Source organism: Corynebacterium sp. MSK044 (assembly GCF_030232825.1).
GTDB lineage: Bacteria > Actinomycetota > Actinomycetes > Mycobacteriales > Mycobacteriaceae > Corynebacterium.
On sequence record NZ_JASPJJ010000001.1, the window covers coordinates 55,336 to 69,169 of the forward strand.

General features: G+C 58.3%; 15 protein-coding genes. 5 read left to right on the top strand and 10 right to left on the bottom strand.

All coding sequences use genetic code 11. The features are described 5' to 3' along the window. Positions 1 to 2 precede the first annotated feature (2 nt). The 8 genes from hisH to QP994_RS00300 all read right to left on the bottom strand — a co-directional run bounded on the left by hisH (position 3) and on the right by QP994_RS00300 (position 6,098). Positions 3 to 641: an imidazole glycerol phosphate synthase subunit HisH gene (gene hisH / locus QP994_RS00265; RefSeq protein WP_284864955.1), complete on the bottom strand. Its 639-nt coding sequence runs from the start codon at positions 639 to 641 to the stop codon at positions 3 to 5. Between the two features lie 10 nt (positions 642 to 651). Next, the gene (locus tag QP994_RS00270; RefSeq protein WP_284864956.1) at positions 652 to 1,836 is read right to left on the bottom strand and encodes an MFS transporter; all 1,185 of its coding nucleotides are present in this window, start codon (positions 1,834 to 1,836) and stop codon (positions 652 to 654) included. Then, positions 1,837 to 2,013 (bottom strand): CG2302 family histidine operon protein, encoded by a 177-nt coding sequence (locus QP994_RS00275; RefSeq protein ID WP_284854579.1) that lies wholly within the window; start codon positions 2,011 to 2,013, stop codon positions 1,837 to 1,839. Beyond that, positions 2,013 to 2,615 (bottom strand): imidazoleglycerol-phosphate dehydratase HisB, encoded by a 603-nt coding sequence (hisB, locus tag QP994_RS00280; RefSeq protein WP_284864957.1) that lies wholly within the window; start codon positions 2,613 to 2,615, stop codon positions 2,013 to 2,015. Before hisB ends, QP994_RS00275 begins: the two co-directional genes overlap by 1 nt. Beyond that, the gene (locus QP994_RS00285; protein WP_284864958.1) at positions 2,608 to 3,699 is read right to left on the bottom strand and encodes a histidinol-phosphate transaminase; all 1,092 of its coding nucleotides are present in this window, start codon (positions 3,697 to 3,699) and stop codon (positions 2,608 to 2,610) included. Before QP994_RS00285 ends, hisB begins: the two co-directional genes overlap by 8 nt. Then, positions 3,699 to 5,009: a histidinol dehydrogenase gene (gene hisD, locus QP994_RS00290; RefSeq protein ID WP_284864959.1), complete on the bottom strand. Its 1,311-nt coding sequence runs from the start codon at positions 5,007 to 5,009 to the stop codon at positions 3,699 to 3,701. The genes QP994_RS00285 and hisD overlap by 1 nt, the downstream gene beginning before the upstream one ends. Positions 5,010 to 5,022: 13 nt before the next feature. After that, the gene (locus QP994_RS00295; RefSeq protein ID WP_284864960.1) at positions 5,023 to 5,355 is read right to left on the bottom strand and encodes a hypothetical protein; all 333 of its coding nucleotides are present in this window, start codon (positions 5,353 to 5,355) and stop codon (positions 5,023 to 5,025) included. A gap of 86 nt (positions 5,356 to 5,441) precedes the next feature. After that, positions 5,442 to 6,098 carry a hypothetical protein gene (locus tag QP994_RS00300; RefSeq protein WP_284864961.1) on the bottom strand — a complete coding sequence of 219 codons (657 nt, stop codon included), beginning with the start codon at positions 6,096 to 6,098 and terminating at the stop codon, positions 5,442 to 5,444. A gap of 176 nt (positions 6,099 to 6,274) precedes the next feature. Here QP994_RS00300 and QP994_RS00305 point away from each other — a divergent pair, with 176 nt between their 5' ends. The 5 genes from QP994_RS00305 to treY are packed head-to-tail and all read left to right on the top strand — an operon-like array spanning position 6,275 to position 13,232. Then, the gene (locus QP994_RS00305; protein WP_284864962.1) at positions 6,275 to 6,832 is read left to right on the top strand and encodes a TetR family transcriptional regulator; all 558 of its coding nucleotides are present in this window, start codon (positions 6,275 to 6,277) and stop codon (positions 6,830 to 6,832) included. Then, positions 6,816 to 8,987 carry a glycogen debranching protein GlgX gene (gene glgX, locus QP994_RS00310; protein WP_284854568.1) on the top strand — a complete coding sequence of 724 codons (2,172 nt, stop codon included), beginning with the start codon at positions 6,816 to 6,818 and terminating at the stop codon, positions 8,985 to 8,987. The genes QP994_RS00305 and glgX overlap by 17 nt, the downstream gene beginning before the upstream one ends. Next, complete coding sequence (locus QP994_RS00315) at positions 8,984 to 10,234, top strand: exonuclease domain-containing protein (RefSeq protein ID WP_284864963.1); 1,251 nt, start codon at positions 8,984 to 8,986, stop codon at positions 10,232 to 10,234. The genes glgX and QP994_RS00315 overlap by 4 nt, the downstream gene beginning before the upstream one ends. A gap of 24 nt (positions 10,235 to 10,258) precedes the next feature. Beyond that, positions 10,259 to 10,867: a hypothetical protein gene (locus QP994_RS00320; protein ID WP_284864964.1), complete on the top strand. Its 609-nt coding sequence runs from the start codon at positions 10,259 to 10,261 to the stop codon at positions 10,865 to 10,867. A gap of 4 nt (positions 10,868 to 10,871) precedes the next feature. Next, entirely contained in the window at positions 10,872 to 13,232 is a 2,361-nt protein-coding gene (treY, locus tag QP994_RS00325; RefSeq protein ID WP_284864965.1) for a malto-oligosyltrehalose synthase, read from the top strand. Here treY and QP994_RS00330 read toward each other — a convergent pair. Next, positions 13,229 to 13,597, bottom strand: a complete 369-nt coding sequence (locus QP994_RS00330; RefSeq protein ID WP_284864966.1) for an RNA-binding S4 domain-containing protein — start codon at positions 13,595 to 13,597, stop codon at positions 13,229 to 13,231. The genes treY and QP994_RS00330 overlap by 4 nt on opposite strands. After that, entirely contained in the window at positions 13,598 to 13,834 is a 237-nt protein-coding gene (locus tag QP994_RS00335; RefSeq protein ID WP_284864967.1) for a hypothetical protein, read from the bottom strand.

The window sequence follows — 13,834 nt, forward strand, 5'->3', positions numbered from 1 at the left end:
TGTTACCTCAGTGAATCGACCCAGTTCTTCAGCAGCTGCAGGCCCGCGTCACCCGATTTTTCGGGGTGGAACTGCGTTGCCCACAATGGTCCATTCTCCACGGCAGCAACGAAGCGAGAATTGCCGTGTTGTGCCCAGGACACCTTCGGCGCTGCGATGAACTCGTCTTCTTCCATCTCCCAGTTCTGCACGCCGTAAGAGTGGACGAAGTAGAAGCGTGTGTCCTCATCGAGGCCTGCGAACATCTGCGATTCAGGCGCGATGTCTACCGTGTTCCAGCCCATGTGTGGGAGGACAGGGGCATCAAGCTTTTCCACAACCCCGGGCCACTGCCCGCACCCCTCCGTATCAATGCCATGCTCCACGCCACGGTCGAACATGACTTGCAGCCCCACGCAGATACCTAACACCGCGCGGTCACCAGCCAAACGTTGGCCGATAATGCGGGGGCCAGCTACCTCACGCAAACCGCACATACAGGCATCAAAAGCGCCCACACCAGGGACGACTAAACCGTCGGCCTCCACTGCCACCATCGGGTCACGGGTGACAACAACATCACCACCGACATGCTCCAACGCACGTTGAGCGGAACGGAGGTTACCTGCGCCGTAATCGAGCAGCGCCACGACTGAACTCATGTAGGTGATGTTAGTTGGGGCTGCGCGCGTAGTCCGTCACTGCCCCAATCAAGCCGAGCAGCAAGATCACCGCCCCGACCGCAAAGGACCAGGGCGCGCCAATACCCACGATGAGGAAGCCGAAGAGAAAGGAGCCGGCTGCTTGCCCGCCGTCGAAGGAGATATTCCACACCGTGGATGCCAGGCTCATCTGCGATGGCGGGCAACGGTAGTACAGGGAGAGCAAGGACTCGTTTTGCACCAGGCCGAAACCAATGCCGTACACAAACGCAGCTGCCACGATCCATGTGGGTGCACTATCGGCATACAGGCACCACGCAAAACCAGCCATACCGGCCGCACCGAACAGGTGCGCGGGGATCATCAGCGCACCGGGCGCTCCACGCCGGTCTGCGATCGCGCCAGAAGCAAGACGCGCAAACATCACTGCGAGGTTGACCACTGCCAGCACGATGCCACCCAGAGCAGCGGTCTCCGCAACCCCAGATTCACGGATTGCAGCGGGCAGGAAGTTAGAGATCAAGCTGTACGCGCCCGACATAAGCACTAGGGCCAACGCGGGTAGCACCAGGACGATCCATCCCGGCGCCGCACCACGTATCTTGGGCTCAGCTGGTGCACCCTTGAGCGCCGGAATCCTGAAACAGGCAGCCGCTCCCAACGCTGCAACCAGCAGGGCCAGAATCCACACTTGGAGGTATCCAAAGCGTTCCGCAACTGCCAGGCCCACGGGCAGTGTGAGCATCTGCGCCAGTCCACCTGATGCGCCGAAGATACCGGTGGCTTTGCCCAGCAGCTTTCGTGGGACAAGCTCCGGGATGATGGCTGCCTCAGACACCGTCATCGCACCGAAACCCATGCCACGGATGATGGAGACAGCAAAGACCATCACCGGTGACATGGATACGGACAATAGGATCGCTGGTACACCCAGCAACACTGCCGACACCACGATCACGGAACGGTACGTGAAGCGACGCAGAACCCGCGGCATGAACAACTGCGTGATCACAGTGGCAACCATGAACACACCGGTGGAACCGCCAGCTAACGCAGGAGATCCAGAAGAATCCAGTACAGCCACCGGAATGACCGGCAGCAGCATGGCCCATGAGCCAAAGGCAGCGGCGACAGCGATAAGCGCCGGAATATATCCCGGCGCTGACCACACTGATTTCACATTCGCATCAGTCATCTACGGCATCGCCCCAAAGAGCACAATCAATGCACCAGCTAAGGCGAGAGCCGCAAGAATGCCCATGACAATCGAGGGCCCCTTCATGCCCTGCTGGTAAAAGGACCAGGTTCCGCCCGCGAGCAAACCCGCAGCGATGAACAGCATCCACACGGAGATGCTGCCAGCAACACCCATTAGAGCGCGCCCTTCGTGGATGGCACCCCGGTGACGCGCGGATCCATTTCATACGCAGCACGCAGCGCACGCGCCACAGACTTGTATTCGGCCTCAGTGATGTGGTGCGGGTCGCGGCCATACTCGACGTTGATGTGGAGAGTAATGCGCGCGTTGTACGCCAAGGTTTCAAAGAAGTGGCGGTTGATCACCGTGGCGTAGTGGCCACCGATGATCTGCCATTCCATGTTTTGTGGCTCGCCATTCATGACAAAGTACGGGCGGTTCGAAATATCCACGATGGCGTTGACCAAGGTCTCATCCATCGGCAGTGCCATGGAACCGAAGCGGCGGATGCCCTTCTTATCCCCCACCGCGTCGATAAGCGCCCAGCCCAACGTGATCGCCGTGTCCTCGACTGTGTGGTGAGCATCGAGCTCGATATCGCCCTTTGCCTTCACGGTGAGGTCAAAGCTGCCGTGCGTACCAAATGCGGTGAGCATGTGGTCAAAGAATGGCAGGCCTGTATCCACATCCACTTTGCCGGTGCCGTCGAGGTTGATCTCTACGGAAATATCAGATTCGCTCGTCGTGCGCTGCGCTTTACCAATCCGCTCAGCCATTGTTCTTAATCTCCTTCGCCGCCGCCAAGAAGGCGTCGTTTTCTTCATCCAACCCAATTGTCACACGTAGATAGCCCGGCACGCCCACATCGCGGATAAGCACCCCACGATCAAGGAACTTTTGCCACGCGGCTGCCGCATCATCAAAGTGCCCAAAGAAGAGGAAGTTCGACTCACTCGGCACAACCTCATAGCCGTACTCAATCAGGGCTGCTTGGACTCGTTCGCGTTCACACGCAAGCTTATCGACGTATCTCAGCGTCTCCTCCGCATGCCTCAATGCCACGCGCGCTGCTGCCTGCGAAATCACCGAGAGGTGGTACGGCAACCGCACCAACATCACTGCCTCAATGAACGCCGGATCGGCCACGAAGTACCCAAGCCGCCCACCGGCGAAATCAAAAGCCTTGGACATCGTGCGCGACACAACCAGCTTGGTTGGGTACTTCTCCAGCAACGTCACTGCTGACGGGCTCGGCGAAAATTCTGCGTAGGCCTCATCCACGATGACAATGCCCGGTGCGACTTCAATGATGCGCTCAATGTCTTCCAGCGAGGTGACATCACCCGTCGGATTATTCGGGGTTGTCACAAACACGACATCCGGCTTCTTCTCATTGATGGCTTCCAAGGCGCGATCAATATCGATACGGAAATCTGCACCGCGTTCCACACCGATGAACTCAGTCTGCGTACCCGCGCTCAAAATCGGGTGCATGGAATAGGACGGTACAAAACCCATCGCGGACCGTCCCGGCCCACCGAAAGCCTGCAGCAACTGCTGCAACACCTCGTTGGAGCCATTCGCGGCCCAGAGATTATCCGCTGTCACCTGAACACCGGTCTGGCGGCTCACATAAGCCGCCAGATCCTCACGCAGCTCCACCGAATCACGTTCCGGGTAGCGGTTCAGGCTACCCGCGACGCGGGCGACTTCGGCCACCAAATCGTCGATAAGCTTCTGCGATGGCGGATACGGGTTCTCATTCGTGTTCAGCGCGTACGGCACCTGAAGCTGAGGCGCACCATACGCCGACTTTCCACGCAGCTCTTCGCGCAGTGGCAGATAAGACAACTCAGCCATTACTTCTCCTCCGTCCGTGCCTTGATCGCCTCACCGTGGGCCGGCAACTGCTCATCTTCTGACAAGGCAATGATGTGCTGGCCCACATCCTTCAACGCCGCCTCGTCATACTCAATCAAGTTCACCGGGCGCAGGAAGGTGTGCGTGGTCAGACCCGGATTAAACCGTGCCGTCCCCGATGTGGGCAGCACGTGATTCGATCCTGCGATGTAGTCACCCAACGGCACTGGCGAATACGGGCCAACAAAGATCGCGCCCGCATGCGTGATCCGGCGCGCGACCTCAGCCGCATTGCGCGTGTGGATCTCTAGGTGCTCCGCGGCATACGCATCCGCAACAGCAATACCAGCCTCCAGATCATCCACCAGGACAATGCCGGATTGGGCGCCACCAAGTGCCGTCCCCGCACGCTCCGCGTTCAACGTCTCCGCTGCACGCCGCTCAATTTCCGCATCCACAGCACGGGCGAATTCTTCCGAATCCGTGATCAGCACTGAAGCCGCGTTCTCATCGTGCTCCGCCTGGGAAATCAGGTCAAGCGCCACAAACTCTGGATCTGCAGAATCATCGGCGAGCACCGCGATTTCTGAGGGGCCGGCTTCTGCATCAATGCCCACAACGCCATTCACCACACGCTTTGCGGCCGCGACGAAGATGTTGCCAGGACCGGTGATCTTGTCCACTGGTTCCAGCTTCACCTCATCATCGCCGTAGGCCATCAGCGCAACTGCTTGTGCACCACCAACAGCCCACACCTCATCCACACCGAGCATCGCGCACGCCGCCAAAATCGAAGGGTGAGGCCACCCGCCATGCTCTGCTTGTGGGGGCGAGCACACCACGAGCGAATCAACACCAGCTTCCTGCGCCGGAATCGCATTCATCAACACGGAAGACGGGTACACCGCCTTGCCACCCGGCACATACAGGCCAACGCGAGAGATCGGCAAAAAGACTTCCGTGACCGAAGCTCCTGGCGCCAATTGCGTGGTCTGGCCCGTTGGCTTCTGGTCCGCGTGCACAGCACGGATCCGACGGATTGCCTCCTCTAGGCCAGCTTTCACCTTCGGATCAAGCTGGTCTACAGATGCCTCGATCACATCCGATGGAACGCGCACGGCGTCCGGACGCACCCCGTCGAACTTCTCCCCGTAATCAAGGGCAGCGCTACCTCCTGATTCCTTCACCGCATCAATAATCGGCGACACGATATGAATAACAGATGCGACATCCATGCCACCACGTGGCAATACTCGCCGCAACGCGGATGTGGTTGGTGTTTGGCCCCTGAGGTCGGTCACTTTGAGCATGCCAACCATCCTATTAGATCGGGTTTCGCTCCATACTGGCGACCATGCCTATCCAATAGCTCAACGCCGCGCACAACGGCGCAACACACCAGCCAACACCCGGTTGCAAAAGTGGCACTCCGTCTGCTGCCGTCACTGTTCCGACGACAAGAAAAGCCCAAGCACCAAACAGGCTCACCACAGTGGCGAGGAGCAGCCGCCATACGGTTTTCGCTCCCGGCAACGCACCAATGATGATGCCTAGCATGCCGGTCAGAACAACAAACCCTGCAAAGGAAGCGAACTCCACATTGTCAGGGCTTGCCACAACGTCGACCGCCGGATGCCCACCTTCATCAACGAGCACATAAGAGGGACGCAATATCCCCCACACTGCGCCTGCTACTGCCCCGAGCGCACCCGAAATGAAGATGGCGCCGGCGGCCCAACGTCCTAGTTGCACACCTTCCACTGGCCGTTTTCACGTGCGAAACGCTGAACACCAGATTCAGTCTGGCCGTTCGTGGTCACCGTCACCATGGCGGAAGCGGTGTTGCCGTTGACGCGCACATCCGTCAGAGAAGCATTCGTGGTTGGCACCGGCGGGACCGGCTGGCCAGCCAGACGTGCCGCATCGACAGCCTGACGCATCTCATTCTCAGTCTGCTCCAAGCTGGTGCCTTTAGCAGCAAGCTGCTGGTTGGTCTGATCCACCACAGCCTGGCAGGAATTATTCATGATCACGCGGGACCAAGAGACGATGTCCGACGGGTTGTAGATCCGGTTCATGGTCTCCGTCATCGCGTTGATGTCCTCCTGGCTAGCCGGCTGACCACCATCCACCGGCTGGACCTCAGCGGTCGGAAGCGTGCCGTTTTCGAAGGGATTGGTCACACCAGTCGCCTCCGGGTTTTCCTCTTCCTCCGGCTTCTTCTCTTCTTCCGTCTTCTCTTCCCCGGCTTCCGGCTCAGCGGTGACAATGTTGGTCACGGTGGCCACCTCAGATACAACGTTCGAAGCTTCATCCCCAGAGCCGCAAGCGGTCAATGCCAACGGGGCAACGAGGCAGGCAGCTGCGACGGTCTTCTTCGGGGTGATGGTCATCGTCATGAAAAGTTTCTCCTCACAACTCGCTAGCGGAAGCGCGAGATTGTTGCTTTGTGTAGCTTTCAGTGCACAGCAGATCTTAGCAACCCTTTCAACAGGTAAATCAATACATCTCCGATGAACTTGCCGTGAGAAAGCTGTGAAAACCTGACCACCAAGTGCGTGTATGGTCAGCTGGTATGCAACTGTCGCGGGATCTCATAGCCGAAGCGGCGGTGGGGATCCTGGATGAATATGGCCTCGCCGACGTGTCTATGCGGCGCGTCGCCGGGCAACTGGGAGTGGCACCTGGAGCGCTGTACTGGCACGTAGAGAACAAACAAGCCCTGGTCAGCGCGATGGCGGAACTGATTCTCGCCCCAGTGCAGAAGAACTCTGACCCGCGGGAAATGTGCGCGCAGATCCGTGCTGCTCTTCTCGCCCACCGGGATGGCGCGGACGTTGTTACCGCCGCAGTCTCTCAACCACATTCCCCACTTTTCGCTTCGTTGGTCAGTGATCTGCAGGATACTCTCCCCCACTCTGATCCGCGCGCGGATGCGGCGGCCGAGGCTCTCCTCTTCCTCACTTTGGGGGCAGCCAATATTTATCAGTCAGGCGCTCAGCTGCAGGATGCCACCCACAGTCCGGGCACGCCACGCGGTGGGTCGGTGGACACTGCGGTGGATCTCCTCCTCCTGGGTCTTAAGCACGAAACAGATTCGGTTAACATCGACTCTCATGACCACCCCTCCTGAGCACAGCCAGGTATGGCCTGGATCGGCCTATCCCCTGGGATCCACCTATGACGGTGCGGGCACCAACTTTGCCATCTTTTCCAACGTGGCGGACAAGGTCGAGCTCTGCCTGATTGATCCGGACGGAAACGAGGAAAGGATTGCCCTCGAGGAGGTGGACAATCACGTCTGGCATGCCTATTTGCCTGGTGTTTTGCCAGGTCAACGCTATGGTTACCGTGTCCACGGCCCGTGGGATCCGCACAATGGCAAACGGTGTGACCCATCCAAGTTGTTGGTTGACCCGTACGCCCGCGCCTTTGATGGTGAGTTCGATGGGCACTCATCCCTGTTCTCTTACGACATTTCCGCGGAGCCACCAGGGTCCGGCCGGAATGAGGAGGACTCGCTCGGCCACACCATGCTGTCCGTCGTGGTCAACCCGTTCTTTGATTGGGGAGATGACCGTGCGCCACGCATCCCTGACAATGACATGGTCATTTATGAGACGCATGTGAAGGGCATGACACAGCTTCACCCGGATGTGCCGGAGAATCTGCGTGGCACCTATGCCGGTTTGGCGCACCCGAGCGTCATTGCCTACTTGAAGGATCTGGGCATCACATCCGTTGAACTTATGCCAGTGCATCAGTTCCTCCAGGATGACCGCTTGCGCGATCTGGGCCTGCGTAATTACTGGGGATACAACACCTTCGGTTTCTTTGCCCCACACCAGGACTATGCGGCGGGCAAAAACCCTGGTGACGCGGTAGCAGAATTCAAGGGCATGGTGCGCGCCTACCACGAGGCGGGAATGGAGGTCATTCTTGATGTGGTGTACAACCACACTGCTGAAGGCAACCACTTGGGCCCCACCATTGCCTTCCGCGGCATTGATAATGAGGCGTACTACCGGCTGGTAGACGACAACAAGCTCCACTACATGGACTACACCGGAACCGGTAACTCCCTGAATGTCCGCGACCCGCACTCCCTGCAGCTCATCATGGATTCCCTGCGCTACTGGGTCACAGAGATGCGCGTCGACGGTTTCCGCTTCGACCTCGCGTCCACCCTGGCTCGCGAGTTCTCGGATGTGGACCGGTTGGCCACGTTCTTTGACCTGGTCCAGCAGGATCCCGTTGTCTCCCAGGTCAAGCTCATTGCTGAGCCTTGGGATGTGGGTGAAGGCGGATACCAGGTGGGTAACTTCCCGCCGCTGTGGAGCGAATGGAACGGAAAGTACCGTGACACCGTGCGTGATTTTTGGCGTGGTGAGCCGTCAACGCTGGGCGAGTTTGCTTCACGCCTGACGGGTTCTTCAGACCTGTACAACCACAATGGTCGTCGCCCCACCGCATCCATTAACTTCATCACCGCCCATGATGGTTTCACCCTCAATGACCTGGTGAGTTACAACCAGAAGCACAACGAGGAAAACCATGAGGACAGCCGGGACGGGGAAAACCACAACCGTTCATGGAACTGTGGCGTGGAAGGCCCCACGGATGACCCGGAGGTCTTGGCTTTGCGTGCCCGTCAGCGCCGCAACTTCCTCACCACCCTGCTGCTTTCTCAGGGCACTCCGATGATCTCCCACGGTGATGAGTTGGCACGTACTCAGGGTGGAAACAACAACGTCTACTGTCAGGACAATGAAATTGCCTGGATGAATTGGGAGCACCTTGATGCGGCGGAGAATCTGCATGACTTCACCCGTCGTCTCATCACGATTCGGAAGAACCACCCGGTTTTCCGCCGCCGTCGTTTCCTTGCCGGTGGCCCGCTGGGCACCGACGTGCAGGACCGCGACATCGCATGGCTCGTGCCTACAGGCAAGTTGATGACGCAGGGGGATTGGGACTTCGCTTTTGGCAAGGCCCTGCAGGTGTACCTCAACGGTAACCAGATCGTCGAGCCCGATCAGCGTGGCCAGCGTGTCACTGATGATTCGTTCTTGCTCATGTTCAACGCCTTCCACGAGGACATTGAGTTCACGTTGCCGCCGAAGAATCTCGGCGCCAAGTGGGAAGTACTCATTGACACCACTGAACCATTGGGTTATCCGGCGGAAACAGAGGAGATTGAGGCGTTGGGAACGAAGAATGTTCCCGCGCGTTCCACGATTGTTCTGCGTCAAATTGAGCCACCGTTGTTCGAGGAGGACGCATCATGATTACTGCGCACGGCGCAAGCCTTGCGGTAACAGGTACCGCGCTAGAAATTCATCCTGCACCGCTTGAAGCAGCCCTGCTTGGTTCCTCTGAACCGACCATCATTCCGCTAGCCGACATCGAAGGAGTGGACGTTCATGTGGGGGACCAGTGGGATGAATCCATTGTCACCATCGGCACCACGTCCATCCGCTTCGCGCCCGGCGATACGGAAGGCCCCGAACAGCTACGCGCTGTCATCGATGCTGCACAGCGTGGTGAAACGATCAATCTCGACGCGATCGCTGGCTTCAGCTTCGTCGCACTCGACGTAGAAACCGCAAACCAAAACTGGGGTTCGGTCTGTCAGATCGGCGTTGTCACCGTCACCGACGGAATCATCACCGACCAACAAGGCTGGCTGTGCCGCCCGCCGGAGCAGCTTGCGCTTTTCGACGAAGCCAATGTCGCCTGCCACGGCATCACGGCGGAGGATGTGGCAGATGAGCCGTCGATAAGCGAAATCCTCCCTCTTGTTTTTGAGTACATCGGCGATCACACCGTCGTTGCACACAACGCTTATTTTGATGCTTCTGCCTTGCGCTATGCGGCGCTCGCATCCGGTGTTGAAATCCCCCCTCTCAACTTCGCCTGCTCTCTGGCGCATGCGCGTGCTGTTGAGCTTGATGTGCCTAACCATCGCCTGCCCACACTTGCTGAATTCTTTGGTGTTGCCCTGGATAAACACCATGATGCGGTGGCGGACGCAGCTGCATGTGCAGGGATTATGGTTGGGCTTGCGCGTCGCGCGAAGTACTCAGGCCCGGTCAATGATTACGTCACTGAGTCTGGGTTCCATCTTGGGTCCATCGGTGCTGACCACGTGACTCCAGTGTTGAAGGAATTCCGTGGTCAACAAAAGAAGCGAAAACCAGCTCCGTGGCAGGCCGTGGCTACCCCAGACACCATCCCGGAGCCAGCAACAAACGCTGACCCGAACGCACCGCTGTATGGCCAAAACGTCACACTCACTGGTGAGTTTGAGCCCTACGACAAGGGTGAACTGTGGAATGGCATTGCTGCCCAAGGTGGCCAGGTGGGCAAGAACGTGACCAAGAAGACCACCATTTTGGTCGCTGGCGCGTGGGCAACCATGACATCCAAGGAGAAACGCGCTCGCGAACTCATGGAGAAAGGCCAGGATATTGAGATCTGGCCTGCGGAAAAGCTCTTTTCTGTACTTGATTTGGAAAGTCAGGGAACCGAATAGGGGTTAGCAGCAGTCTAAGGAAGTATGACAACTTCTACTGCTGTTCCTGCTTCTGCTTCTGATTCTTACGACATTGAGACCGTTGAGCGCTCTCGCACTCTTCTGAGCCCCGCGACGGATCTCTCCGTACGTCTCATCGCCCGCACTCCCACTGTGATCAGCAATGAGTGGGATGGGCCGGTGACCATTAACCTCTCCCGCGACCACGCTGCGGTGCTCTTAGATTCCTCCGGCAACGCTTTAGACCACATGAGGCTTGGCCACCGTGGGCTGACCATGCGTCAGGCGTGGGATTCAGCGGCGCTGAGGTTATTGGCCACGCAACGGGATCCGTACACGGTGCATTTTGATGTACGTAATTCTAGTTTCAGCCTTGGCCCCAAATCGCCCCGTGGCCTTGAGGTGAAGGGTGCCCCTGCCACATCCTGGTTGGCTCACCCAAAAACTTTTCAGATGCTGCACCGCCACTTTTTAAAGGTGCTCGAACCGGCACACTCGATCACGTATCTCACCCGCGACCACTGTGAACTTTTCGTTCTGGACTGCACCGCGGAACATGCGACAACGACCTTCCCGTACGCCACGGTGCTCACGTACTCCCTCGGCTTCCCAATAAAACGCACTATCGTGTGAAGGCATGGACCGGCCCATCACTTCCACCTACCGCCTTCAACTCCGTGGACCCCACGCTGATCCAGCAGGGCGCGGATTCGGTTTTACCGACGCTGCCGCTGTCGTCCCCTACCTGGCTGATCTGGGAGTATCTCACCTGTACCTCTCCCCGATCTTCACCTCGTATCGGGATTCGAACCACAACTACGATGTGACAGATCCAACGACGATCAATGAGGAGCTCGGGGGGATGAGCGGCCTCAAAGAATTGGCCGCCACCGCACATGCCGCTGGGTTGGGGCTCATCGTGGATATCGTCCCGAACCATGTGGGCGTGGAAACCCCGGAGCTCAATGCCTGGTGGTGGGACGTTCTTAAAAACGGAAAGTCCTCGCAGTTTGAGCCCTACTTTGACATTGACTGGCACGAGGATAATGGCGCCGGTGGCAAACTTGGCTTACCCATTCTGGGCAACCCCGGCGATGAGGACAAACTCACCCTCACCATGTTGGAGGATGAACCGGTTCTCGCCTATTACGACCATCATTTTCCTCTCACCCCCGGCTCTTTCACCAGCTTGGAGGATGATCCGCGGGAGGTGTACGAGAAGCAGCACTATCGCCTTCATTACTGGCGTGACGGCGTCATCTCCTACCGTCGTTTCTTCTCTGTCAACGGGCTCGCCGGCATCCGCCAAGAAAACCCCGTGGTGTTTGAGCACACCCACAAAGTGCTGCGCCAGCTTATCCGCGATGATGTGATCGACGGCGTCCGCGTCGATCACCCAGACGGCCTCGCTGATCCTTTTGCCTACCTGAACCAACTCCGCACACTCATCGGGCCGGACCGCTACCTCATTGCGGAAAAGATCCTCGGCGTGACCGAGCCATTGGATCCCCGCCTCGCTGTCGACGGCACCACTGGCTATGACGCGCTGCGTGAACTCGATGGTGTCTTCATTGCTCGTGAAGCCGAGGATTCTCTGAGCATGCTTTCCCTCGAGCAGTCCGGCTCTACATGGGATGAAGCAGCCATTGAAGCCGCCGAGCACCAGTTGAAGCGCGAAGTTGCACAGTCAGAACTCGCCGCAGAAATCCGTCGCCTCACTCGCGCTATCTCCACAGATGGGACGGAGGAACTAGAAGCCACCCTCATTGACCTCATCGCCGCGATGCCGGTGTACCGCGCCGACTACATCTCCCTGTCCCGGACGACTTCCACGATCATCGCTGATATGGCTCGCCGCTTCCCCTCCCGCTGTGATGCACTCAACCTCATCTCCGCTGCCCTCATTGCCAACGATGAGGCCAAGACCCGCTTCGCCCAAGTGTGTGGCGCTGTTATGGCTAAAGGTGTGGAAGATACGTTGTTCTACCGGGCATGCCGGCTCATCGCTTTGCAGGAAGTCGGTGGGGCACCGGGCCGCTTTGGGGTCTCCGCTGCGGAATTCCACCTGCTGCAGCAAGAAAGGGCAATGCTTTGGCCACGAGCGATGACCACGCTGACTACCCATGACACAAAACGCAGCGAGGATACTCGCGCACGCATCATTGAGATCACGGAACGCCCGAAGGCCTTTGCCGAGCTGGTCCACCACGTCAGCGCGCTCGTACCCGCCCCGGACCAGGCGACCGCGCATTTCCTCATGCAGAACATTCTTGGTGTGTGGCCCGCCGATGGCATGACCGACGATGTCCGACAGCGCCTGCATGCGTACGCACAAAAAGCGGTGCGTGAAGCTGGTGTTCACACCACCTGGTTCGACAATGACCCAGCGTTTGAAACCGCCATCTCTAACTGGGTCGACGCCGTGGTGGACGGCCCGGCTGCAAGCATGATCCAGGAATTCGTCGACGAGATCCACCGTGGCGCCGTACAGATTTCGCTGGGCAGGAAACTGCTGCAGCTCATTGGCCCCGGCATTCCGGATACATACCAGGGCCAAGAGTTCATTGACTTCTCACTCGTTGATCCAGATAATCGCCGGTTTGTTGATTATGTTCACCGTGCGCAAACACTCAACCAGTATCTGGAGGAAGGCATCGCTGATTCTGCTGACCGTATGAAGCAGGCGGTGGTGTACGAAGGTCTGCGCCTCCGCCGTGAACGACCAGAAGTATTCAGTGGTAACAACTATCGCGCGGTCTTTGCTGAAGGTAAAACCTCCCACCACCTGGTGGGCCTCGCGCGCGACGAAGGTGTTATTGCCCTAGCTACCCGTTCTCCGCTCGGGCTGGAAGACCGTGGCGGTTGGGGCGAAACGACGATCACCCTGCCAGCAGGAACTTGGACCAACCGGATGACGAAAACAAGCTTTACAGGCACCGTTCAAGTCAGTGACCTGCTGGGGACCTTCCCCACAGCGCTTTTGGTGGTTGAACCCTAGCGGTCCCTGCCCAGCAGCCGGTCAATCTCACGCCGCTCTTTCTTCGTGGGCCGGCCTGCACCGCGATCACGCTTGGGCATGGAGTAGAAGTATTCCTTCGGCGGTGGGGGCGGTGAATGGTCCACGTAGCAGGTCCTCGCAACAGGAGCACCGACGCGCTTGCGCACGGTTTCTACCACTTCGTACTCAAGGTCGCGGTAGTCCTTCCATGCTTTGACGCGGTCTCCTGGCACCACCTTGGCTGACGGTTTCACCGCATTACCGTTGAGTTTCACATGCCCGGCGCGGACCGCGTTGGCGGCATCAGACCGGGTTTTGTACATGTGTACAGCCCAGATCCACACATCGATCCGGACAGGTTCCACTTAGTACACGTCCCGGTGGTTAATAATCTGCTGGACCTTGACGTAGTTGTACACGCCACCGACAACTGCAACGACGAGACCAAGGCTGAACCAGAACCAGAATGAGGAGAAGATCAGTCCAAGTGCGACACCGCCGACGACACCTCCACCAACACTGATCACGCCATTGCGTGAGTACTTTCGCACGGCTTGCTTGCGCGCTTCAATTGGATTGTGTGGGCGTGGCTGCAAAGTCAT

Coding starts and splice junctions, on each gene's coding strand:
- hisH (WP_284864955.1), bottom strand. CDS start 641: ATGAGTTCAGTCGTGGCGCTGCTCGATTACGGCGCAGGTAACCTCCGT.
- QP994_RS00270 (WP_284864956.1), bottom strand. CDS start 1,836: ATGACTGATGCGAATGTGAAATCAGTGTGGTCAGCGCCGGGATATATT.
- QP994_RS00275 (WP_284854579.1), bottom strand. CDS start 2,013: ATGGGTGTTGCTGGCAGCATCTCCGTGTGGATGCTGTTCATCGCTGCG.
- hisB (WP_284864957.1), bottom strand. CDS start 2,615: ATGGCTGAGCGGATTGGTAAAGCGCAGCGCACGACGAGCGAATCTGAT.
- QP994_RS00285 (WP_284864958.1), bottom strand. CDS start 3,699: ATGGCTGAGTTGTCTTATCTGCCACTGCGCGAAGAGCTGCGTGGAAAG.
- hisD (WP_284864959.1), bottom strand. CDS start 5,009: ATGCTCAAAGTGACCGACCTCAGGGGCCAAACACCAACCACATCCGCG.
- QP994_RS00300 (WP_284864961.1), bottom strand. CDS start 6,098: ATGACGATGACCATCACCCCGAAGAAGACCGTCGCAGCTGCCTGCCTC.
- QP994_RS00305 (WP_284864962.1), top strand. CDS start 6,275: ATGCAACTGTCGCGGGATCTCATAGCCGAAGCGGCGGTGGGGATCCTG.
- glgX (WP_284854568.1), top strand. CDS start 6,816: ATGACCACCCCTCCTGAGCACAGCCAGGTATGGCCTGGATCGGCCTAT.
- QP994_RS00315 (WP_284864963.1), top strand. CDS start 8,984: ATGATTACTGCGCACGGCGCAAGCCTTGCGGTAACAGGTACCGCGCTA.
- QP994_RS00320 (WP_284864964.1), top strand. CDS start 10,259: ATGACAACTTCTACTGCTGTTCCTGCTTCTGCTTCTGATTCTTACGAC.
- treY (WP_284864965.1), top strand. CDS start 10,872: ATGGACCGGCCCATCACTTCCACCTACCGCCTTCAACTCCGTGGACCC.
- QP994_RS00335 (WP_284864967.1), bottom strand. CDS start 13,834: ATGACTTTGCAGCCACGCCCACACAATCCAATTGAAGCGCGCAAGCAA.